The organism is Ferruginivarius sediminum (assembly GCF_003344765.1).
GTDB classification, from domain to species: domain Bacteria; phylum Pseudomonadota; class Alphaproteobacteria; order Kiloniellales; family Rhodovibrionaceae; genus Ferruginivarius; species Ferruginivarius sediminum.
On the sequence record NZ_QPMH01000004.1, the window covers coordinates 119,572 to 142,057 of the forward strand.

The window sequence follows — 22,486 nt, forward strand, 5'->3', positions numbered from 1 at the left end:
ATCGAAGCCAAGGTCCGTTGTCGGGTCGAGTTTTCGGTGAAAGCCGGACGAGCCAAAGACCCGCGCCGACTTCGTCAGAACGATCCCTCAAAATAGGACTGTAGCGGCGCGACTTCAAGCTGGCCCGCTTTGAGTGCCTGGATCGCCTTTGTTGCTGCCACGCACCCCGCAACGGTGGTGTAATAGGGAATGGCGTTCGTCAAGGCTGTGCGCCGAAGATCGAAGGAGTCCGCAATCGCCTTTGGTCCCTCGGTCGTATTGAAGACAAGCTGCACGCGCTCGGACTTCATGGCGTCGACGATGTGCGGCCGGCCCTCGCGGACCTTTTTCACCCTCTCGACCGCCAGGCCCTCGGCTTCGAGGTAGTGCGCGGTGTTGCTGGTGGCGACGATGTCGAAGCCCATCGAAACGAGCTGACGCGCCAGATCCACCATCGCCGGCTTGTCCTGGTCCCGCACGGAGATGAAGACCGTGCCTTCCTGCGGGAGCTTCACGCCGGCACCGATCTGCGACTTCGCAAAGGCCCGCGGGAAGTCGCCGCCCAAGCCCATGACCTCGCCGGTGGACTTCATCTCCGGACCCAGGATCACGTCGACGCCGGGGAAGCGGGCGAAGGGGAAAACGGCTTCCTTGACAGCCACATGCTTGCGTTTGATGCGCTGCAGCTTGAACTCGGACAGCTTGGCGCCGGCCATCAGCCGCGCGGCCACCTTGGCGATCGGCGTGCCGATGGCCTTGGCGACGAAGGGTACCGTGCGGCTCGCCCGCGGATTGACCTCCAGGATGTAGATGTCATTGCGGTGAACGGCGAACTGCACGTTCATCAAGCCGACCACGCCCAGTTCCAGGGCAAGCTTCTCGGTCTGCCGCTCCAGCTCCTCGATAATGTCGGGCGGCAGGGAGTGCGGCGGCAGCGCGCAGGCCGAGTCGCCGGAGTGGATGCCCGCTTCCTCGATGTGCTCCATGATGCCGGCGACGAAGACCGATTCGCCGTCGCTCAACGCATCGACGTCCACCTCGATCGCATCGGCCAGATAGCTGTCGATCAGCACCGGGTTCTTGCCCGAAACCTGCACGGCCGAGCGGATATAGCGATGCAGGTCCTCCGGCTCGTGCACGATCTCCATGGCGCGGCCGCCCAGCACGTAGGACGGGCGCAGCAGCACCGGATAGCCGATCCGCTCCGCCTCGCGAGCGGCCTCCGCCTCGCTTGTGGCAAGGCCGTTGTCGGGCTGTTTGAGGTTCAGGGTATTCAGCAGTTCCTGGAAGCGGCGTCGGTCCTCCGCCCGGTCGATGGCATCGGTCGGCGTGCCCAGGATGGGAATGCCGGCGGCCTCCAGGTCGGCGGCGAGCTTCAGCGGCGTCTGGCCGCCGAACTGCACGATGGCGCCCTTCAGCGTGCCGCGCGAACGCTCGACCTGTGCGATTTCGATGACGTCCTCTGCCGTCAGCGGCTCGAAATAGAGGCGGTCCGAGGTGTCGTAGTCGGTCGAGACGGTTTCCGGGTTGCAGTTGACCATGATGGTCTCGAATCCGGCCTCGTCCAGCGCGTAGGCGGCGTGAACGCAGCAGTAGTCGAACTCGATGCCCTGACCGATGCGGTTCGGGCCGCCGCCAAGGATCATCACCTTCTGCTTATCGGACGGGTCGGCCTCGCACTCGGGCTCGTTCACGCCGTCGCCCTCGTAACACGAATACATGTACGGCGTGGGTGAGGGGAACTCGGCCGCGCAGGTGTCGACGCGCTTGTACACGGGCCGCAGTTCCAGTGCCCGCCGGCGGTCGGAAACCTCCGACTCCGCAAGCCCGCAGATTTCGCCTAGCCGTGCGTCGGAGAAACCCATCCGCTTCAGCCGAAGGAAGCCGACGAGGTCGGCGGGAAGGCCATCCGTACGCACGCGCGTTTCTGCCGCGACGATCTCCTCGACCTGGCGAAGGAACCAGGGATCGAAATGGCACGCCCGGCGGATTTCCTCGACGCCGAGGCCATGCCGGAAAGCCTGTGCGATCACCAGCAGCCGATCCGGCACGGGCCGCGCCAATGCCGTCATGATGGCATCGCGATCCACCGAGCCGTTCGCATCGACCGCGCCCGGAATCTCTATCTCGTTCAGCCCGGAAAGCCCGGTCTCCATCGAGCGGAAGGCTTTCTGGAGGGACTCCTGGAACGAGCGGCCAATCGACATCGCCTCGCCGACGGATTTCATTGCCGTGGTCAGTAGCGGTTGCGTGCCGGGAAACTTCTCGAAGGTGAAGCGCGGCATCTTGGTGACGACGTAGTCGATCGTCGGCTCGAAAGACGCCGGTGTCACCCGCGTTATATCGTTGTCCAGTTCGTCCAGCGTGTAACCGATGGCCAGCTTCGCGGCGATCTTGGCAATCGGGAAGCCGGTCGCCTTGGAGGCCAGGGCGCTGGAACGCGATACGCGCGGGTTCATCTCGATCACGACGAGCTTACCGGTCTCTGGGTCGACCGCGAACTGAACGTTCGATCCGCCGGTATCCACCCCGATCTCCCGCAAGCAGGCGATCGAGGCGTCGCGCATGATCTGGTATTCCTTGTCCGTGAGCGTCAGCGCCGGCGCGACGGTTACGCTGTCGCCAGTATGAACGCCCATAGGATCGACGTTCTCGATCGAGCAAATGATGATGCAGTTGTCCGCGCTATCGCGGACCACCTCCATCTCGTATTCCTTCCAGCCCAGGACCGATTGCTCGATCAGGATCTCGTGTACCGGCGAGGCGCGCAGGCCGCTGCGCACGATCTCCTCGTACTCATCGTCATTGTAGGCGATGCCGCCGCCGGTGCCGCCGAGCGTATACGAGGGGCGGATGATCGCCGGGACGCCGACGTATTCGCGCGCCGCCATCGCGTCCTCGTAGGCGCGGACGATCCGGGCCCGCGGGCTTTCCAGGCCGACCTTGTCCATGGCATCGCGAAAGCGCCAGCGATCCTCGGCCTTTTCGATGACGTCGGGACGGGCACCGATGACTTCGACGCCGAGGCGCTGGAGCGTGCCGTCGTGCCAAAGCTCCATCGCCGTGTTGAGGCCGGTCTGGCCACCCATTGTTGGCAGCAGGGCATCGGGACGCTCCTGCTCCAGGATTCGGGCGACGACCGCCGGTTCGATCGGCTCGATGTAGGTGGCGTGCGCGAGACCGGGATCGGTCATGATGGTCGCGGGATTGGAGTTCACCAGGACGACCCGGTAACCCTCCTCCTTCAGCGCCTTGCACGCCTGAGCGCCGGAATAGTCGAATTCACAGGCCTGGCCGATAATGATCGGGCCGGCGCCGATGATCAGGACGGACTTGATGTCGGTGCGTTTGGGCATGGACACTCGTAACCAGGACGCGCCGAGCGGCCCGACGGCACGGCGCTGGGTTTCCACTGGGGCTGCGGGCTGGAGCCGCTATATGCCACGGTCAAGAGCCAAAGGAAACCCCTCTATCATTAGTTGCGTTATATAAAAAATATAAACGTAATTCGAGAGTTCCCGGTGCCTGTCGGACAAGGAGGGGGCCGGAAGCGGGTGCTCCCGGCCCGATATCCCACATCCAGGCGACAGTTGTCACATTTGCGGCGGCATCAGGACCTTGTCGATCACGTGGATGACACCGTTGTCGGCTTCGATGTCCGCCTGGGTGACCTCGGCATACTTCGTCCGATCCTCGAAGACGGCGTTGCCGATCAGAACGGTTCCCGCTACGCCTTGAATGTAGACATTGGATCCTTCGACCGTCTCGACGTGCTGCTGGTTGCCCATCACGTCGGCGGCCATGACCCTGCCCGGAACCACGTGATAGGTAAGCACCTGACGCAGCTTGTCCCGGTTCTCGGGCTGTAGCAGTGAGTTCAGGGTATCGCTTCCAACGCCCTCGAAAGCCCTGTCCGTCGGTGCGAACACCGTGAACGGGCCCTCGCCGCGCAGCGTCTCGACAAGGCCGGCGGCTTCGAGCGCCTTGGTGAGGGTCGTGAAATTGCCCGCCTCCACGGCCGTATCGACGATATCGGCCGCCTTGGCCTGTGTGGCGAGAGCCGACGTTGCGACGGCCAGCATCAACGCCGCAAATAATGCCTTGAACTGCATTAGGAACCTCCCGTCGTTGTGATTTGGTACCCTTGATACGCCGGGGAGCGGCCTTCGGATCCAAAATCATTCGAGGGAGGTTCAGGCGCGGGCCTCCTCGATCATGCCGATGAAGCGTTCGAACAGGTAATGGCTGTCATGCGGTCCGGGGCTCGCTTCCGGGTGGTATTGCACCGAGAACGCCGGCGCATCCTTGACCCGAATGCCCTCGTTGGAGCCGTCGAACAGGCTGATGTGGCTCACTTCGACGTTCGCGGGCAGCGACTCCGGGATCACCTTGAAGCCGTGGTTCTGGCTGGTGATCTCCACGCGGCCCGTCGCCAGGTCCTTGACCGGGTGGTTGGCGCCGCGGTGACCCAGGTGCATCTTCTCCGTCGTCGCGCCGAGAGCCAGCGCCATGATCTGATGACCCAGGCAGATACCAAAGGTCGGCTTCCCGGTCTCCAGCAGCTTGCGCACTGTCGGGACGGCGTACTCACCGGTGGCGGCCGGATCGCCGGGACCGTTGGACAGGAAGATGCCGTCGGGCTCGTGGCGCAGGATGTCCTCCGCGCTGGCGCTGGCCGGCACCACAGTGACATGGCAGCCGAGACCGGCGAGGTCGCGCAGGATATTTCGTTTGGCCCCATAGTCGACAGCGACGACCCGATATTTCGGACTGTCGGCGTGGCCGTAGCCGCCCTCCAGCGTCCAGGGCGTCTGCGTCCAGGTGTAGAGCTGCTGGCAGGTCACCTCCTTGGCGAGGTCCATACCTTCCAGCCCAGGCCAGTCCAACGCTTCCCGCGCGGCCCGGTCGATATCGAGCTTGCCTTCGGGATCGTGCAGGACGACGCCGTGGGGCGCGCCAAGATCGCGGATGCGGCGTGCCAGACGCCGGGTATCGAGGCCGCTGATCCCAACGATGTCCTGGTTCCTGAGCCAGGTGTCGAGATGTTGCGCCGCGCGCCAGTTCGACGGCTCGGTGATGTCGGCGCGCAGGACCACACCCCGGCAGGCAGGCGTCGTGGCTTCCAGATCTTCCAGGTTGGCACCGACGTTACCGATGTGCGGGAAGGTGAAGGTGATGATCTCGCCCGCATAGGACGGGTCGGTCACGATTTCCTGATACCCGGTCATCGAGGTGTTGAAGCAGACCTCCCCAACGGAGCGCCCGCGCGCCCCGACGCCGTGGCCCCAGAACACCGTACCGTCCGCGAGGACAAGGGCGGCCGTCGCATCGGCCGGCCGGTTGGCGGCATCGCTCATGGACAAACAGTCTCCCGTCTATACTGGCGCGCCGCGCGCGGGGCTGGCCGGCAGGGCTTGTGCGCGCGGCCCTTAAAGATATATAGGGCACTCCAAGGCTGTCCGCGAGGCGGGAGTCACCCCGCGCCCGGGCAGCTTTCGTTTAGGGCAAACGCGAGGCACGGTCAAACGCTGCATGCCAGCGTTGCATCATGTCACCTCGCGGGAAGGACGTCGGAATGCTGCGCACGGAATTGAACGACGCGCTGAAGCAGGCGCTGAAGAGCCGCGACCATGGGGCGGCGGCCACCCTCCGGCTGGTGCTGGCGGCGCTCAAGGACCGCGACATCGCCGCGCGCGGCGAGGGCAACGCCGAAGGGATCGGCGAGGAACAGATCCAGCAGATGCTGCAGAAAATGGTGCGCCAGTCCCGCGAGGCGGCCGAGACCTACGACAAGGCCGGCCGCGACGACCTTGCCCAGAAGGAACGCCAGGAAATCGCCGTCATCGAGCGGTTCCTGCCAAAGCAGCTTGGCGAGGCCGAGACCCGCAAGGCCGTGGAGGCGACAATCAACGAACTGGGCGCGGAATCGATCAAGGACATGGGCCGGGTGATGACGCGCCTGCGCGAGCAGTACGCCGGGCGCATGGATTTCTCGAAGGCCAGCGCCGTCGCCAAGGATCGCCTCGCCTGAGCCCGCTCCGACGTTGTCACTGACGGAAGAGTTGTCACTGACGCAAAACCGGCACATCTGTTAGAGTGCGTGCTTTCGATGGGCAGTTCACTTTATGGCCGTACCGTCCGAATTCCTGGAGCGCCTGCGCCAGCTCGTGGTGCTGTCCGACGTCGTCGGGCGCAAGGTGCGGCTCACGAAGCGCGGTCGCGAGTACACCGGCCTCTGTCCCTTCCATAACGAGCGTACGCCCTCGTTCACGGTGAACGACGACAAAGGCTTTTTCCATTGCTTTGGCTGCGGCGAGCACGGCGATGTCGTCGGTTTCGTCATGCGCACCGAAGGCTTGAGCTTTCCCGAGGCGGTGGAGAAGCTCTCGGTCGAGGCTGGCCTGGAGATGCCGCGCTCGTCCCCGGAGGAGCGCGAACGCGAGCAGCGGCGGGGCAGCCTTTACGATGTGGTCGAAGCCGCCTGCGCCTGGTTCGAGGAGCAGCTTGCGGAAAGCCGCTCTGGCGCGGAGGCGCGCGCCTACCTGGAAAGGCGAGGCGTGAGTTCGGAAATGCGCCAGGCCTTCCGTTTGGGCTATGCGCCGGATCGTCGCGGTGCCCTGCGCCAGGCGCTGAATGCACGCGGCATCGGCGACGATCAGCTTGCCGCCGCCGGACTGGTGAAGCAGCCCGAGGACGGCGGGGCGGTGCGCGATTATTTCTTCAATCGCGTGATCTTCCCGATTACCGACCGCCGGGGAAAGGTGATCGCCTTCGGTGGACGGGCACTAGGAGATTCGCCGGCGAAGTATCTGAATTCGCCTGACGGCGAGTTGTTCCACAAGGGCCGGGTGCTCTACAATCTCGCCCGCGCTCGCCAAGCCGCGCGGGACAGCGGCGAGCTGATCGTCTGCGAGGGCTATATGGATGTGATCGCCCTGGCGCAGGCCGGGTTCCAGGCGGCGGTTGCACCGCTGGGCACGGCGATCACGCCCGAGCAGATTCGTGAACTCTGGCGCCTGTCGGCGGAGCCCAATATCTGCCTGGACGGCGACACCGCCGGCCGGCGTGCGGGTTACCGCTTGGTGGAGCGCGCCTTGCCCGAGTTGAAACCGGGCTTCTCGCTTCGCTTCGCGCTTCTGCCGCAGGGCGAGGATCCGGACAGCCTGGTGAACGGGCAGGGGGCGAAGGCGTTCCGGCAGGTTCTGGAGACGGCGCGCCCGCTGGCCGACCTGCTGTGGATGAAGGAGACGGAAGGCCGCCGCGTTGACACGCCGGAGCGCCGCGCCGGCCTGCGCCACGCGCTTTTGCAGAGTGTGCGCGGAATCGCGGACGCCGGCGTGCAGCGGGCCTATCGCGATGAGATGGAGCAGCGCTTCGAGGCTGCCTTCGGCTTCGTGCGAAAGGGCCGCCGGGGCGGACGGGCGGGGCCCCGCGATGGCCGCGGCTCGGGCGGCGGGCATCGCGACATGGGCGGTGCGTTGGCAGGGCCCGCGGCACGGCAGCCGGTGTCGATGCTGCAGCGCAGGCAGGAACAGGCCCTGCTGGCGACGCTGATCAATCATCCGGGTCTGCTCGCCGATTTCGCCGAGGAACTTGCCGAAGTCGAATTGAGCGGTCGCGACCTCGACCGTTACAGGCGGGCGTTACTGGACCTCGCCGCCGAGCGGCAAGACCTTGACACCGTTGAAATCCGTCGCCACTTGCGCCAATTAACGGAGGACGCGGCGGTTGACGCGCTGCTCAATCGCGATCTCTATCGGCTTTGGCCGTTCGCCGAGCCGGGCGCCACGGTGCAGGACGCACGAGAGGGCATTCGGCACATACTCGACCTCTATCGAGAGCGCTCCGCGCTTGATGAGACGCGAGAGGAAGGCCGGCGGTTGGCGGAGGCGATGGACCGGGAAAGTCTGGCGCGACTGGAAGCAAAACAAAAGGCGGTTCATGACGGCCCAAGCCGTCGCGTCGATTTCGACCGACTGGGTGGTGCGAAGGACACGTGAACGAGGTCCTGTTACGGGGCCGGCACGTTACCCGACAGGCGATGGGCGGTGTCGATTCCCGGGGCGAAGGCTGATGATATGACGATTGTGGGTTCCTTGGGGGCAGAGGATTTCGATGGCGAGTAAGGCGACCGAGACAGAGGCGACCGAAACGCGCGAGGAGTCCGGCGACGGACCGCTGATGGATACAACCAATGCGGCCGTCAAGAAGCTGCTGCAGCGTGCCAAGGAGCGTGGTTTCGTCACGTATGACGAGTTGAACCAAATTCTCCCGCCCGAACAGGTTTCCTCGGAACAGATCGAGGACACGATGTCGATGCTCTCGGAAATGGGCATCACCGTGATCGAGGGCGAGGAGCAGGACGACGGCGAAGCGGCCGCCGCGCCGGCGAACGCCGAGGACGAGGAAGAGGAAGAGAGCGGCTCCCGCGCGGTCGGCAACATCGACGAAGAGGATATCGGCCGCACCGACGACCCCGTGCGGATGTACCTGCGCGAGATGGGCTCGGTCGAATTGCTGTCGCGCGAGGGCGAGATCGCCATCGCCAAGCGGATCGAGGCCGGCCGCGAGAAGATGATCGGCGGCATCTGCGAAAGCCCGCTGACCATCAAGGCGCTGATGTCGTGGTACGACGCGCTGAAGGAAGGCCAGATTCTACTGCGCGACATCGTCGATCTGGAAGCGATGTACGGCGGCGGTCCGGACGGATCGGTTGCCAGCGGCGCGGCGCCTGAGGGCGCCATGGCGCGCGGCACGACCGAGGAGCGCATGAGCAGCGGCGACATTTCCCGCGACCCCGTGGCGGAACGGGCCCGCCGTGCCCCCGTGGGCAACGGCTCGGCCGAGCAGTCCAACGAGAAAGGCGCCGCGGACGGCGAGCAGCGCGCCGCCGGCGAGAGCGACGACGAGGAAGAAGAGGAGTCCGAAGGCGAGGGCAACTCTCAGGTGATTTCCGGCCTCGATGACGACGACGAGGACGAGGACGAAGAAAGCTCGATGTCGCTGGCGGCAATGGAGGAAGCCCTCCTGCCGCAGGTGCTTGAAACCTTCGAGCAGATCGCCGAGACCTACAAGAAGCTTGCCAAGGTCCAGAACAAGCGTCTGGCCCATCTGCAGGCCGGCGAGGATGTGCCGCAGCAGACCGAGAAGCGCTATGAAAAGCTGAAGGCGGAACTTGTCGAGCACGTCAAGACGGTGCGCTTCAACAACGCCCGTCTGGAGCAGCTTGTCGAGCAGCTCTATACGCTGAACAAGTCACTGATCACCCTGGAAGGCAAGCTGCTTCGCATGGCCGAGCGCAGCGGCGTCCAGCGTCAGGACTTCCTGAACCAGCACTATGGCCGCGAACTCGACCCCACGTGGCTGGAGGACGTCTCGCAGCTTCCGAAGAAGGGCTGGCAGCGCTTCAACGAGCGGCACAGCAACGATATTACCCGCCTGCGTGGCCAGATCGTCGAGGTTGCCGACGAGACCGGCGTGCCCATCGGCGAGTTCCGGCGCATTGTCAAGACGGTGCAGAGCGGCGAGAAAGAGGCCAGCCGCGCCAAAACCGAGATGGTCGAGGCCAACCTGCGCCTGGTGATCTCCATCGCCAAGAAGTACACGAACCGGGGCCTTCAGTTCCTGGACCTGATTCAGGAGGGCAACATCGGCCTGATGAAGGCCGTCGACAAGTTCGAGTACCGCCGCGGCTACAAGTTCTCCACCTACGCAACTTGGTGGATCCGGCAGGCGATCACCCGCTCCATCGCCGATCAGGCGCGTACCATCCGCATTCCTGTGCACATGATCGAAACGATCAACAAGCTGGTGCGCACCAGCCGGATGATGCTGCACGAGATCGGTCGCGAGCCGACGCCGGAGGAGCTTGCCGAGCGCCTGCAGATGCCGCTGGAGAAGGTTCGCAAGGTTCTCAAGATCGCCAAGGAGCCGGTCAGCCTGGAAACCCCGATCGGCGACGAGGAGGACAGCCATCTCGGCGACTTCATCGAGGACAAGAACGCGGTGATTCCGCTGGATGCGGCGATCCAGTCGAACCTGCGCGAGACGACGACGCGCGTTTTGGCTTCGCTCACGCCGCGCGAAGAGCGTGTTCTGCGTATGCGCTTCGGCATCGGCATGAACACCGACCATACGCTTGAGGAGGTCGGCCAGCAGTTCTCGGTCACCCGCGAGCGTATCCGCCAGATCGAGGCGAAGGCCCTGCGCAAGCTGAAGCACCCCAGCCGCAGCCGCAAACTGCGCAGCTTCCTGGACACCTGAGAACCGAACTTACCGGGGCGGTTGGACCGTTACAGCGGATTTTCCGGCGTCGGCCGGTTAGCCGCAATCTGGGGTTTCCAGCCGCTCCAGTTCGCTCAAGGTCCCATCCACGGTGAAATCGCCGTAGTCGATCTTGAGATTACCGACGACACCGTTGTCGTACAGGCGAATGGTTTGTTCGCTCTCTGGCGTGCCGTTCCGTTCGTCGGGCGGATAGAAAGCAAGCTGTACGCGCCATGAGGGGACATCGCGCAACAGCGACGTATCCAATTCGCTCGGCTGCTCGCTCATATCCTCGAGAACCACCGCGTTGACGGCGAACAGGCCGCCGTCCTCCCCGGTTCCATCGAAAACATGCCGGAACATGAACTGATCGCCGCTTCGTGCGGCGGCCAGGACCGCCTCCGTGTGCGCCTTCGGCAGCATTGTGTCCTTCGGCAGATCGAAGGTGCGCTCCTCCGGTTCGCGCTGGTGCACGGTTCCGCCACCCTCGGGCTTCAGGGTTACCTTGCCACGCACAAGCTCGGTTTCCTCGCCGTTGCGAAAGCGGCGGAGGAAGTAGCGGAAACGCTGGCCGTCGTCTGATTCCCATGCGCTGAACGCCCATGAAAGGTCGCTACCTCCACGCTCTGCGAAGCTCACGGACAAATGAGCACGATACTCCATCGCCCAGCCGTTGCAGACGTCCTTCCAGATGAACTCCATCGTGCCGTCCACGCTTGAGACGCTCTGCGCGCGGGCGGCGGCAAGCTCCACGTCGTAGACCGCACGATGCGCCAGCAGTTCGGCTGTGCCTGCCGACGCCTGTCCGGCCACCGCCGTGAGGCCAGTCGTTAGCGCAACGGCCACCAGGCGAATCCGCCCGCTATATCGTGGTGGAATCCGGCTCATCGTCGCTCCCGTGCTGCCCAACGCCGCAAGCGGGCATGCGCTTCATAGGCGGTGCTGGCGTGTTATTCGCGATCAAGCCTAGCAGTCCGTATGAACTGCGCAAATGGCGTTGAATTCGCAACGAATTGATTTGGGGGAGCCTGGGCCATGGCCGATACGCCAGTCGTCTTTGTTACACGCAACGTCCCCGACGCCGTGGAGGCGCGGCTGCGGCGTGGCTATACGCCGCGCATCAACGATTCCGATCGCGCGCTGTCGGCGGACGACATCGTTGCGGGTGCGGAAGGCGCGGATGCGCTGGTGGTGACCCCGCCGGACAAGGTCACGGCCGAGGTTATCGACCGCTTGCCCGGGTCGGTAAAGGCGATCGGCTGCTTCTCCGTCGGCACCAATCACGTCGACCTGGATGCGGCGAAGGCCCGCGGCCTTGTCGTGACCAACACCCCTGGCGTCCTGACGGAGGCGACGGCCGACATCGCCATGCTGCTCATCCTCGGCGCGACCCGCCGCGCCTGGGAAGGCCAGGCAATGCTGCGCGGCGACGACTGGCACGGATGGACGCCCACCCAGCTTATGGGGGTGGAGCTGTCGGGTAAGCGCCTCGGCATCCTCGGCATGGGCCGGATCGGCCAGGCCGTCGCCCGTCGGGCCGAGGGCTTCGGCCTCAAGGTCCACTACCACAACCGTCGGCGCCTTTCGCCCGATGAAGCGCGCGGCGCGACCTATCACGACACGCCGGAAAGCCTGCTGGCGGTGTCCGATATCCTGTCGCTGCACTGTCCGGCCACCCCTGAGACGCAAGGCTTCCTGAACGCGGAACGGATAGAGCGATTGCCGACGGACGCCGTGGTGATCAACACCTCGCGCGGCGATGTCGTCGATGACGACGCACTCATCGCGGCGCTGCGCAGCGGACGCCTGTTCGCCGCCGGGCTGGACGTCTTCGTCGGCGAGCCGAATATCCACCCGGATTATCGCAAGCTGGACAACGCCTATCTGCTGCCGCACCTCGGCAGCGCGACGGTCGAGACACGCAACGCAATGGGCTTCAAGGTGCTGGATAACCTGGATGCCTTCTTCGCCGGACAGGAACCGCCCGATCGCGTCGCCTGAGAATCTGACTAGGCGAAGTTTTCTAGGCAAATTCAACCTAATGTAAGGAAAAATTTGCCGAGCTACTTTTTCCATAGCGGGCATGTTTGTCTGAGCATGGGCGAGGGCGCGTCAACCCCTTGTATCGACTCGATGCCGCACGCCCGACACAAGCTGTGACAGTTTTGTGGCACGACCTTTGCTTGTCGATCCGGCGGGGGACGATTGTGAGGGGAGGACGACAGTGCCACAGGATGCATCCTTGGCTCTGGTCGGAACGGAGGACGAGGCGGCGCCGGATCTTGCCGAGGCGGCGGCATCCCTGCGCACTCTGGCCGACAATCGCGACGTCGATGAGCCTATCCGTCAAGCCATGGACGCGCTTCTCTCGGCCGCCGAAGAGGCGCAGCGGCGGCTGGCCGAACAGGATGCCCGTATCCAGCAGCTCTTGGACCTGTCCGTCACCGACGAGTTGACGGGACTGTTGAACCGCCGAGGCTTCCTGGCGGAGCTGCGACGGGCGCTGGCGCGGTCCAGGCGTAGCGGCGAAACCGGCATGGTTCTGTTGTGCGACCTGGATCGCTTCAAGGCGATCAACGACACCTACGGGCACCCGGCCGGTGACGCGGCGCTGATCGTCGTGGCGCAATTGCTGCAGAACAACGTGCGTGGAACCGATTCCGTGGCCCGGCTTGGCGGGGATGAGTTCGCGGTGCTACTGGCCGACGCTTGCACCGAGGCAGTCAAGCCCAGGATCGACTCCATCAAGGACAAGCTATCCGGCCTGATGGTGGACTGCGGCGACGTGCATGTGCCGCTCAGTGCAAGTGTCGGCCATGCGAAGTACGGCCCGAACAGCGATTGCGACCTGCTGATCTCGATGGCCGACAAGGCGCTTTATCGGGCGAAGACCGAGCAGCCCCGTCGTGTCCCACCGGCCGCAAGCGACTACGGCGTGCTTATCCACCCCTAGGCGATTCTGGGACGGGCCCGTGCAGCCGTATCAGGACGATGCGGCCTGCTTTGCCTCTGGAGTCATCAGTGAAATGATGCGCACCGCGCCGCTGTCGGCGGCGAGGGCAATCTGGCCGCGTTTCAAGGCCAGCGCGTCGGCGCCGAATATCTCGTAGCGCCAGCCGTGCAGGGCCGGGACGTCGGCGCTGTCATCGGCGGCGATCTGTTCCAGGTCGGCGGAGGTCGCGACCAGCTTCTGGGCCACGCCGTTCGCCTCGCAGCGCGCCTTCAGCAACACCTTCAGGAGTTCCACCGTCGGCCCCAGGCCGTTCGGCATGTCCGGTTTGCGCGGCGGCAAGGGACGCTCGTCCCGTGGCAGAGCCAGCGCGCGTTCGACCGCTTCCAAGACGCCCGTGCCGACCCTGCCGCGGGCGAAATCGCCGCTGAGACCGCGGGTGCGGGCCAGTTGCTGTGGCGTGCGCGGGGTGTGCGCGGCAATATCCTGGATCTGCTCGTCGCGCAGGACGCGGTTGCGAGGCACGTCGCGGCGCTGCGCCTCCCGCTCGCGCCAGGCCGCCATCTCGCGCAGCACGGCCAGGTATTTCCGGTCGGAGGATCGCGGCTTCAGCCGGCGCCATGCTGTCTCTGGATCCATGTCATATGTTGCCGGATTGGTAAGCTGCGCCATCTCCTCGTCGAGCCAGGCCGCGCGGCCAGATTCGTCGAGTTGCTTACGCAGCGTCCGGTAGATCTCCCGCAGGTGCGTCACATCGGCCAGCGCGTAGTCGAGTTGCCGCTCGGTCAGCGGGCGCTGGGACCAGTCGGCGAAGCGCGAGGACTTGTCGATCCTGGCGCCCGTCACCTTGCGCGCCAACGTGTCGTAGCCGACCTGCTCCCCGAAGCCGCAGACCATGGCGGCGACCTGGGTATCGAAGATCGGCGCCGGCAGCGCGCCGTCCATCTGCTGGTGGAAGATCTCCATGTCCTGGCGGGCGGAATGGAACACCTTGACGATGCCGGTGTCGGCCAGCAGGCGCAGCACCGGCGTCAGGTCGATGCCCTCGGCCAGCGCGTCCACCGCGGCTACCTCGTCCGGACCGCCAAGCTGGATCAGGCACAGCTTCGGCCAGTAGGTGCTGTCGCGCAGGAACTCGGTGTCGACGGCCACATAGGGCGCCTCGGACTGTCGGGCGCAGAACGTGGCCAGTGAGTCGTTGTCGGTGATTAGCGTCATTATCGTATATATATGTCGATAATCGCCGCGGCGAAACCCGAAGTTGCTATATGGCGAGGGTTGTCCCGCGCCCTTGACATCGCGGCGGCCGCGCTGTCTCTTGCCCGCGCCCGAGCGGCTCAAGATCATCAGGAACGACCGAGAATCAAGGCGAAGGACATGCATCCTTACCGCACGCACACCTGCGGCGAACTGCGCGCCGGCAACGTCGGCGAGACCGTCCGCCTCTCCGGCTGGGTTCATCGCAAGCGCGACCACGGCCAGCTTCTGTTCGTGGACCTGCGCGACGACTTCGGCGTCACGCAGGTGGTCACCGACGTCTCCAGCGAGCTTTTCCCCGAGATCGAGCGGGTGCGCGTGGAAAGCGTGATCAAGGTGACCGGCACGGTCGTCAAGCGCTCGGACGAGACCATCAACCCGCGCCTGCCCACCGGCGAGGTGGAACTGCGGATGGAAGCGTTCGAGGTTCTCTCGACGGCCGCGCAGGTGCCCCTGCAGGTCAACTCGGACGAGGACGCCGGCGAGGAGGTGCGCCTGCGCTATCGTTTCCTGGATCTGCGACGTGAGCGCATGCACCGCAACATCAAGCTGCGCTCGGACGTCATCTCGTCCATCCGTCGGCGCATGACGGAGCAGGGCTTCCGCGAGTTCCAGACGCCGATCCTGACGGCCTCCAGCCCCGAGGGCGCGCGCGATTTCCTGGTGCCCAGCCGGCTGCACGCGGGCAAGTTCTACGCGCTGCCCCAGGCGCCGCAAATGTTCAAGCAGCTCCTGATGATGGCGGGCTTCGACAAGTACTTCCAGATCGCGCCCTGCTTCCGCGACGAGGCCAGCCGCGCCGACCGTTCACCGGGCGAGTTCTACCAGCTCGACTTCGAGATGAGCTTTGTCACCCAGGACGACGTTTTCAATGCGATCGAGCCGGTGCTGACCGACGTCTTCGAGGAATTCGCCGGCAATCGCTCGGTAACGAAGCCGCCGTACCCGCGCATCCCCTATGAAGAGGCGATGCTGAAGTACGGCACCGACAAGCCGGACCTGCGCAACCCGATCGAAATCGCGGAAGCGACGGAGCCGTTCCGCAACTCGGGCTTCGGCATCTTCGCCAAGGCCATCGAGAAGGGCGCCGAGATCCGGGCCATCCCCGCGCCCGGCGCGGCGGCGCGTCCGCGCAGCTTCTTCGACAAACTGAACGCCTGGGCGCAGAACGAGGGCAAGCCGGGCCTCGGCTATATCGTCTTCGCCGAGGGCGGCGAGGCCAAGGGGCCCATCGCGAAGAACCTGGACGAGCACCGCCTGCACATGATCAAGGAGGCCGCTGACGTCGGCGACGGCGATGCGGTGTTCTTCGTCTGCGACAAGAAGGCGGATGCCGAGGATTTCGCCGGCGTCGTCCGCACGCGGGTGGGCCAGGAACTCGACCTCATCGAGAAGGATACCTACAAGTTCTGCTGGGTGGTCGACTTCCCGATGTACGAGCTGGACGAGGAAACCGGCCGGATCGAGTTCTCGCACAACCCGTTCTCCATGCCGCAGGGCGGCCTCGACGCGCTGGAACACGAGGATCCGCTGGCCATCAAGGCCACGCAGTACGACATTGTCTGCAACGGGATTGAGCTGTCGTCCGGTGCCATCCGGAACCACTTGCCGGAGGTGATGTACCGCGCCTTCGGCATCGTCGGTTACACGCCCGAGCAGGTGGAGGAGCGCTTCTCCGGCCTCCTGAGCGCTCTGAAGTACGGTGCGCCGCCGCATGGTGGCTGCGCGCCGGGCATCGACCGGATCGTCATGCTGCTGGCGGACGAGCCGAATATCCGCGAAATCGTCGCTTTCCCGATGACCCAGCGGGCGGAAGACCTGATGATGGGTGCTCCGGCGGAAATACCGGAAGAGAGGTTGAAAGAACTTCATCTCAAAGTCGCACTACCGCCGAAGCGGCAATCGCAGTCCGGTGAGGGTGAGAAGAAGACGGCTGCCGGATCTTAATTGATTTTAAGTTCTTGCCCTGTTGAATGACGTTTACCCCTCGGTTTATTCTCGAAACCGGGGACAACGCGAGGAGCAGGGCTTGGCGAAAGCTCTTTTGGCCGCGACAACCGGGCTGCTGCTGACCGGCTGCGCGGGCATCCCGCCGGCGGTCACGATCGCGACCACCGCGATCGACGGCGTAAGCTGGCTGGCCAGCGGCAAGACGATGACCGATCACGCGATTTCCGAGGTGGCCGGACAGGACTGCCGGCTGATCGGCATCGTGGAGGAAGGAGAGGTCTGCAAGGACCGGCCCGACTACGAACCCGCGGTGGTCGCAACGCTGAAGCCGCTGCCGGAAACCGGAACGCGCGTTGCCGCCCACCCGTCGGCAAGCAGCGATCCGATGGTTCTCCCCGGGCGACTTGAATACTTGGCGTCCGCGCTGGAGGGGCGGGGCTTGGCAACCGCCGCGCCGCGTGACACTAAGCCGGAGCCGGCTGACGTTGCCGCTTTCGCGCCGATGCGGGCCGCGCGCGGCTTCACCGGACGTCCTGGGAGCGTGGCCGGCGGCGACGACCTGATGCGGACGCCCTACCTCGGCTCTGGCCTCCCGGAACCGATCGAGGGTTAGAGTTTCAAGCGATCCAGGGTTGTCCCCCCGCATGCGACGGCCGGGTATCCGGCATGCTTGTCGGAAAAAATCGTGCGCGTTGCCAAGGCGTTGCCGCGCCCCTACAGTGCCGTCTGCATGCAGCCAAGGGGAGGAGACGTGGCAAAGCCGCGAACGCCGCGTCAGGACGGCTTCTTCATGCCGGCGGAGTGGGAGTCGCACAGCCGCTGCTGGATTGCGTGGCCGGTGCGCGAAGACCTCTGGGGCGAGCGGATCGACGCCGCGCGCGAGGCTTATGCGGAAGCGGCGCGAGCCATCTCCCAGTTTGAGCCTGTCACCGTCATCGCCGATCCGGAACACGTTGCCGATGTCAGCTTGCTGTGCGGCGACGGTATCGGCTGCCTGCCAATGGACCACGACGACTCGTGGCTGCGCGATACCGGCCCGACGTTCGTCGCCGACGGGGCGGGCAACGTCGCCGGCGTGAACTGGGTCTTCAACGGCTGGGGTGAGCGCTATACGCCCTACGACCGCGACGCGGCGATGGCCTCCGCCCTGCTGGAGCGCCTGGATATACCCGCCTACGAAAGCACGCTGGTGCTGGAGGGCGGCGCGATCCACACGGACGGCGACGGGACGCTGCTGACCACGGAATCGGTGATCTTCGACCCCAATCGAAACGGCGGCCGCCAGCGCGACGAGGTCGAGGCGGAACTGCGCGAGTTGCTGGGAATCGAGACCGTTATATGGCTTGGCGAGGGCCTGCAGGACGACGATACCGGCGGGCATGTGGACAACCTGGCCTGCTTTGCCCGGCCTGGCGTGGTGCTGGCGCTGACCAGCAAGGACCCGGATGATGGTAACTATGCGGTCCTGCAGGACAATCTCGACCGCCTTCGCGCGGCGACGGACGCACGGGGCCGCAAGCTTGAGGTGATCCAGATCGAGCAGCCGGCGGCCCGCAAAGGCGACGACGGTCAGAGGCTCGCGCTGTCCTATATCAACTTCTACCTTGCCAACGGCGCCGTCATCGTCCCGTCGTTCGAGGATCCGAAGGACGACCCGGCCGCACAGGCAATCGGCAAGGCGTTCCCGAACCGGAAGCTGCTGCAGATGCCGGCCCTGGACATCATCCACGGTGGCGGCGGCTTGCACTGCATTACGCAGCAGCAGCCAAGCGGCGTCGTGGAGACCGGTTAGCGCAGTGGCGCGCGGCGCGGGAGCGCCTCAGTCGGACGGCTCGCCGTCCTCGGCGATGCCCCAAATCCTGGCGTGATCCTGGGCACGGTGTGGCTGGATCACCTTGAAGCTTTCGCGCACGCCGTCGGGACCGGGCTCGCGTTCCACGGCCAGCAGCGTGTGCAGCTTGTGCTCGCAGAGTTCGGCGGCATAATCCGCCTCTTCCCGCGCAACAGGCAGGGCGGCAGCGAGATCGGGCGCGCCGTAGTGTTCGACGAAATGCCGGGCCAGCCGTTCGATGACCTGGAAAAACGTCGCCTCGTCGATCTCGGCAACCTCGACGAAGGTCGCACGGCCGAAGCTTTCCGTGCCCAGCCAGCCACTGGCGAAGGCCAGGGCCTGCTTCCGTTCCAGCGTGTCTGGATCGACGTCGGCGAACGCAAAGCCACCGGGCACGGCCGGCTCGCCCGGCTGTGCCGCATGCTCGAACACGCGCGGGTCGGAGGCGTCAAGGCGGATTACTCGCGGGAATTTCATGGCTTAAGCAGCCTAGCGGAGAAGCGCGCTACGGCCAAGATACGCTCGGCTTTCCTGAAGGTGGCGCGCAATGGCAGAGACAGTTCAGCGCATCCGCACCTGATTGCCGACGTAGAGTGCGACGGCGCCGGTGCGGTTTTGCACGCGCAGCTTCTCGTAAAGGTTCTTGAGGTGGAACTTCACCGTGTTCAGCGAAATCCCCAGATGCTTGGCGATCTGGCCGTTGGTCGAACCCTGGGCCAGCGCCGATAGAAGCTGCATCTCGCGTTCGGTGAGCTGATCGAAGGGGTCATTGTAAAGCGCGCGCACGTCCAGGCGCGGGAACACCATCTGGCCCTGTGCCACGGCCGCAACGATCTCGATCAGCCGCTCCGGTGACTCCCGCTTGGAGCAGAAGGCCGCGCCGCCAAGGGCCATCACCTGGCGCGGAACGTCGGCATCGAGAATCCCTGTATAGACCACGATCGCAGCCGTGGACTGCCGGTCGCGCAGGCGGGCGAGCACGTCGCGGCCGTCGAGATGCGGCATTACCCAGCCGACCACACCCACATCGAACGATTCGTCCTCGCTCACCTGCAGGAACTGCTCGCCGTCGCTGACCGTGGCGACCACGCGGAACCGGCCGTCCTCGCTGAACAGCTGGCGCAACCCCGCGAGCACGAGGTTGCTCTTGTCGGCGATGACGATGTCGATCGGTCGATTCATGAGCGTTGCCCCGGCCCGCGCGGTACGGGCCTTCCCATCCCCGAATTCCGGTGAAGGTAATAATTCTCCCCTATTTCATCAGGCATGGTTGACTGGCCACGGCGGGTTTCCATCAGATTCCGACAACGTGGAAATCCCTTCGCTACGCCCGGCAAACCGCGGGTTTCGGGCTGGTGGGAGGCCGTTACCGAAGAGCATGGTAAGCCGGCCACCCATGCGGGTAGGTTGTCTGCCACCCGAAGGATTTTCGGACCCTGACGCGTGGTGTGTGGTCATTTTCCCGTGCCCTGCGCAATCTCCTCCACTACCGCCGGATGTCCCGAAGGCGGGGTTGGGAGGAGATGCCATGACGACGCTGACCGATAAGGCCGCCACCGCGATCCGCCTCGATCTGGGCGAGCAGCACGGGCGCCTGCGCTTTGCGGAACTGCTGTCCGGGCTTCACCCCGGAACGCGGGTGACCGTCGTGATCGGCGGCGAGCCCGGCCGTGGCCGCGCTGCTCTCCCCGCAAGCGCCGCAAGCTATGCCAGCGCGATGCGCGAGGTCGAGGCCAGCGTCTACGACGCAGTCTGACGCGCCGTGCGCGCCGGAACCTCACGGAAAACATTCGAAACGAACGCCACAAGCAAAAGCAGGGGTCGCAACGCCATGCCCGGCTATAACCACCTTTTCATTCCCGGTCCCACGAACGTGCCGGACAGTCTGCGCCGTGCCGTCGATCTTCCGATGGAGGACATGCGCGCGCCGGACTTCCCGGAGTTCACGCTGCCGCTGTTCGAGGACCTGAAGAAGGTCTTCCAGACTGAAACGGGCCAGGTTTTCCTGTTTCCCGGCTCGGGCACCGGCGGCTGGGAAGCGGCGATCACCAACACGCTGTCACCTGGCGACAAGGTGCTTGCCTCTCGCTTCGGCCAGTTCTCCAACCTGTGGGTGGACCTGTGCCAGCGTCACGGCCTGGAGGTCGAGGCCATCGACGTACCCTGGGGCGAAGGCGTGCCGGTGACTCGCTACGCCGAGGCGCTGGCCGCCGATACGGAGCATCGCATCAAGGCGGTGCTGGTCTGCCATAACGAGACCGCGACCGGCGTCACCAGCGATGTCGCGGCGGTGCGCGCCGCCCTCGACAGCGTCGGCCACCCGGCCATGCTTTATGTCGACGGCGTCAGTTCGATCGCCAGCATTGACTTCCGCATGGACGAGTGGGGCGTCGACGTCGCCGTCAGCGGCTCGCAGAAGGGCTTCATGCTGCCCACCGGCCTGGCCATCGTGTGCGTCAGCCAGAAGGCGCTGGAAGCGCGCAAGTCGGCGAAGCTGAACCGCTGCTACTTCGACTTCGAGGACATGATCCGCACGAACGCCAGCGGCTACTTCCCGTACACGCCTGCGACCACGCTGCTGCGCGGACTGCGGGCATCGGTGGACTACCTGCTGGGCGAGGGCCTGGATAATGTCTTTGCCCGGCACCACCGCATGGCCGAGGGCGTACGCCAGGCGGTGAACGCCTGGGGCCTCAAGCTTTGCGCCGCGACCCCGCATTGGTACTCCGACACTGTCAGCGCAATCTACGTGCCGGAGGGCATCGACAGTGCCGCCGTCGTGCGCCACGCCTACTACCGCTACAACCTGTCGCTCGGCGCCGGCCTCACCAAGGTCGCCGGCAAGGTGTTCCGCATCGGCCACCTTGGCGCCATCAACGAGGTCATGGTGCTGAGTGCACTCGCCGGCACCGAGATGGTACTGCGCGACGTCGGCATCCCGGTGGAGGCGGGCTCGGGCGTGGCCGCCGCCCAGGAGCATTTCCGCGCCACCGCGACGGGCGAGCAGAGCATCGCCGCGGCGGCCCAGTAAGCGCCGGAAAACGAGGGCAGCACGATGGATATCCACGAGTATCAGGCCAAGGAGCTCCTGGTCCGCTTCGGCGTTCCGGTCCCGCGCGGCGGGCTTGCCTACAGCCCCGAGCAGGCCGCCTACCGCGCCCGGGAGATCGGCGGCGAGAGCTGGGTCGTGAAGGCGCAGATCCACTCCGGCGCCCGTGGCAAGGCCGGTGGCATCAAGCTGTGCAACGACCGTCATGACCTCTGGGAGGCGGCCGATTCGCTTCTTGGCAAGACCCTGGTGACGGAGCAAACGGGCCCGCAGGGCAAGGTGGTCTATCGTCTCTACGTCGAGGCGGCGCAGGCCATTGCCCGCGAATACTATCTGGGCCTCGTTCTCGACCGTGCCTCGGAGAGGGTCATGATCGTCGCTTCCGCCGCCGGCGGCATGGAGATCGAGGAGATCGCCGAGCGCCGTCCGGGCAGCGTCCACCGCATCGTCGTCGAGCCTGCCGTCGGCCTGCAGCCGTTCCAGGCGCGCGATCTGGCTTTCCGGCTGGGCTTCAAGGGCGTCGAGGTGCAGCAGGTGGTGAAGACCGTCATGGGCTGCTACCGCGCGTTCCGTGACCTTGACGCGACGATGGTGGAGGTGAACCCGCTGGCCGTCACCCGCGACGACGAGTTGCTTGCCCTCGACTGCAAGATGTCCTTCGACGACAACGCGCTGTTCCGCCGGCCGGAGATCGCCGACATGCGGGACCGCTCGCAGGAGGACCCGCGCGAATCGGCGGCAGCCGACCGGGGTCTCAGCTATGTCGGCCTGGACGGCAACATTGGCTGCATGATCAACGGCGCGGGCTTGGCCATGGCCACGATGGACATGATCAAGCTGGCGGGCGGCGAGCCGGCCAACTTCCTCGACATCGGCGGCGGGGCCACGCCGGACCGCGTGGCCGAGGCGTTTCAGATCGTTCGCGCCGACGAGAATGTGCGCGCGATCCTGGTCAATATCTTCGCCGGCATCAATCACTGCGACTGGGTTGCCCAGGGCCTCGTGCAGGCGTTGGAGAAGACTGGCCTGGACCTGCCCCTGGTGGTTCGCCTCGCCGGCACCAACGTCGAGGAGGGCCGGCGGATTCTCGCCGATAGCGGCCTGCCGATCATCACGGCGACGACCTTGGCGGACGCGGCGGAGAAGGCCGTCGCCGCCGTCGCTACCACGGCCAAGACGGCCGCATACGCGGAGGCGGTGTGAG

General features: G+C 65.3%; 18 protein-coding genes. 11 read left to right on the top strand and 7 right to left on the bottom strand.

Going from position 1 to position 22,486, the window contains the following annotated elements:
• Positions 1 to 74: 74 nt before the first annotated feature.
• The 3 genes from carB to carA form a co-directional block, all read right to left on the bottom strand.
• A complete protein-coding gene (carB, locus tag DRB17_RS06065; RefSeq protein ID WP_114581298.1) occupies positions 75 to 3,335 on the bottom strand; it encodes a carbamoyl-phosphate synthase large subunit in 3,261 nt (1,086 codons plus the stop codon).
• A gap of 237 nt (positions 3,336 to 3,572) precedes the next feature.
• Positions 3,573 to 4,091 (bottom strand): fasciclin domain-containing protein, encoded by a 519-nt coding sequence (locus DRB17_RS06070; RefSeq protein ID WP_114581299.1) that lies wholly within the window; start codon positions 4,089 to 4,091, stop codon positions 3,573 to 3,575.
• A gap of 81 nt (positions 4,092 to 4,172) precedes the next feature.
• Positions 4,173 to 5,336, bottom strand: coding sequence for a glutamine-hydrolyzing carbamoyl-phosphate synthase small subunit (gene carA / locus DRB17_RS06075; RefSeq protein WP_114581300.1), 1,164 nt, complete (start codon positions 5,334 to 5,336; stop codon positions 4,173 to 4,175).
• 218 nt (positions 5,337 to 5,554) lie between these two features.
• Between carA and DRB17_RS06080 the strand changes: the two genes are divergently transcribed.
• The 3 genes from DRB17_RS06080 to rpoD all read left to right on the top strand — a co-directional run bounded on the left by DRB17_RS06080 (position 5,555) and on the right by rpoD (position 10,242).
• Entirely contained in the window at positions 5,555 to 6,010 is a 456-nt protein-coding gene (locus DRB17_RS06080; protein WP_114581301.1) for a GatB/YqeY domain-containing protein, read from the top strand.
• 94 nt (positions 6,011 to 6,104) lie between these two features.
• Positions 6,105 to 7,979: a DNA primase gene (gene dnaG, locus DRB17_RS06085; RefSeq protein ID WP_114581302.1), complete on the top strand. Its 1,875-nt coding sequence runs from the start codon at positions 6,105 to 6,107 to the stop codon at positions 7,977 to 7,979.
• A gap of 115 nt (positions 7,980 to 8,094) precedes the next feature.
• A complete protein-coding gene (rpoD, locus tag DRB17_RS06090; protein ID WP_114581303.1) occupies positions 8,095 to 10,242 on the top strand; it encodes an RNA polymerase sigma factor RpoD in 2,148 nt (715 codons plus the stop codon).
• 57 nt (positions 10,243 to 10,299) lie between these two features.
• On the opposite strand, the gene DRB17_RS06095 is transcribed toward rpoD, so the two are convergent.
• Complete coding sequence (locus tag DRB17_RS06095; RefSeq protein WP_114581304.1) at positions 10,300 to 11,133, bottom strand: EipB family protein; 834 nt, start codon at positions 11,131 to 11,133, stop codon at positions 10,300 to 10,302.
• Between the two features lie 147 nt (positions 11,134 to 11,280).
• On the opposite strand from DRB17_RS06095, the gene DRB17_RS06100 reads away from it, so the two are divergent.
• A complete protein-coding gene (locus DRB17_RS06100) occupies positions 11,281 to 12,246 on the top strand; it encodes a 2-hydroxyacid dehydrogenase (protein ID WP_114581305.1) in 966 nt (321 codons plus the stop codon).
• A 241-nt stretch (positions 12,247 to 12,487) separates the two neighbouring features.
• Entirely contained in the window at positions 12,488 to 13,198 is a 711-nt protein-coding gene (locus DRB17_RS06105) for a GGDEF domain-containing protein (RefSeq protein ID WP_114581306.1), read from the top strand.
• A gap of 30 nt (positions 13,199 to 13,228) precedes the next feature.
• Here the strand turns inward: DRB17_RS06105 and rnd are convergent, their stop codons facing one another.
• Complete coding sequence (gene rnd / locus DRB17_RS06110; protein ID WP_114581476.1) at positions 13,229 to 14,413, bottom strand: ribonuclease D; 1,185 nt, start codon at positions 14,411 to 14,413, stop codon at positions 13,229 to 13,231.
• A gap of 159 nt (positions 14,414 to 14,572) precedes the next feature.
• On the opposite strand from rnd, the gene aspS reads away from it, so the two are divergent.
• The 3 genes from aspS (at position 14,573) to DRB17_RS06125 (ending at position 18,194) form a co-directional block, all read left to right on the top strand.
• Positions 14,573 to 16,399: an aspartate--tRNA ligase gene (gene aspS, locus DRB17_RS06115; RefSeq protein ID WP_114581307.1), complete on the top strand. Its 1,827-nt coding sequence runs from the start codon at positions 14,573 to 14,575 to the stop codon at positions 16,397 to 16,399.
• A gap of 82 nt (positions 16,400 to 16,481) precedes the next feature.
• Positions 16,482 to 17,015, top strand: coding sequence for a hypothetical protein (locus DRB17_RS06120; protein WP_147274827.1), 534 nt, complete (start codon positions 16,482 to 16,484; stop codon positions 17,013 to 17,015).
• A gap of 138 nt (positions 17,016 to 17,153) precedes the next feature.
• Positions 17,154 to 18,194 carry an agmatine deiminase family protein gene (locus DRB17_RS06125; RefSeq protein ID WP_241503755.1) on the top strand — a complete coding sequence of 347 codons (1,041 nt, stop codon included), beginning with the start codon at positions 17,154 to 17,156 and terminating at the stop codon, positions 18,192 to 18,194.
• 27 nt (positions 18,195 to 18,221) lie between these two features.
• Here the strand turns inward: DRB17_RS06125 and DRB17_RS06130 are convergent, their stop codons facing one another.
• Positions 18,222 to 18,710 (bottom strand): DUF6505 family protein, encoded by a 489-nt coding sequence (locus tag DRB17_RS06130; RefSeq protein ID WP_114581309.1) that lies wholly within the window; start codon positions 18,708 to 18,710, stop codon positions 18,222 to 18,224.
• 84 nt (positions 18,711 to 18,794) lie between these two features.
• Positions 18,795 to 19,415: a response regulator transcription factor gene (locus tag DRB17_RS06135; RefSeq protein ID WP_114581310.1), complete on the bottom strand. Its 621-nt coding sequence runs from the start codon at positions 19,413 to 19,415 to the stop codon at positions 18,795 to 18,797.
• Positions 19,416 to 19,761: 346 nt separating this feature from the next.
• Here DRB17_RS06135 and DRB17_RS06140 point away from each other — a divergent pair, with 346 nt between their 5' ends.
• The 3 genes from DRB17_RS06140 (at position 19,762) to DRB17_RS06150 (ending at position 22,485) form a co-directional block, all read left to right on the top strand.
• Complete coding sequence (locus DRB17_RS06140) at positions 19,762 to 19,989, top strand: hypothetical protein (RefSeq protein ID WP_114581311.1); 228 nt, start codon at positions 19,762 to 19,764, stop codon at positions 19,987 to 19,989.
• 75 nt (positions 19,990 to 20,064) lie between these two features.
• Positions 20,065 to 21,264, top strand: coding sequence for an L-aspartate--glyoxylate aminotransferase BhcA (gene bhcA, locus DRB17_RS06145; RefSeq protein WP_114581312.1), 1,200 nt, complete (start codon positions 20,065 to 20,067; stop codon positions 21,262 to 21,264).
• 24 nt (positions 21,265 to 21,288) lie between these two features.
• Positions 21,289 to 22,485, top strand: coding sequence for a malate--CoA ligase subunit beta (locus DRB17_RS06150; RefSeq protein ID WP_114581313.1), 1,197 nt, complete (start codon positions 21,289 to 21,291; stop codon positions 22,483 to 22,485).
• The last annotated feature ends 1 nt before the right edge of the window (position 22,486 follow it).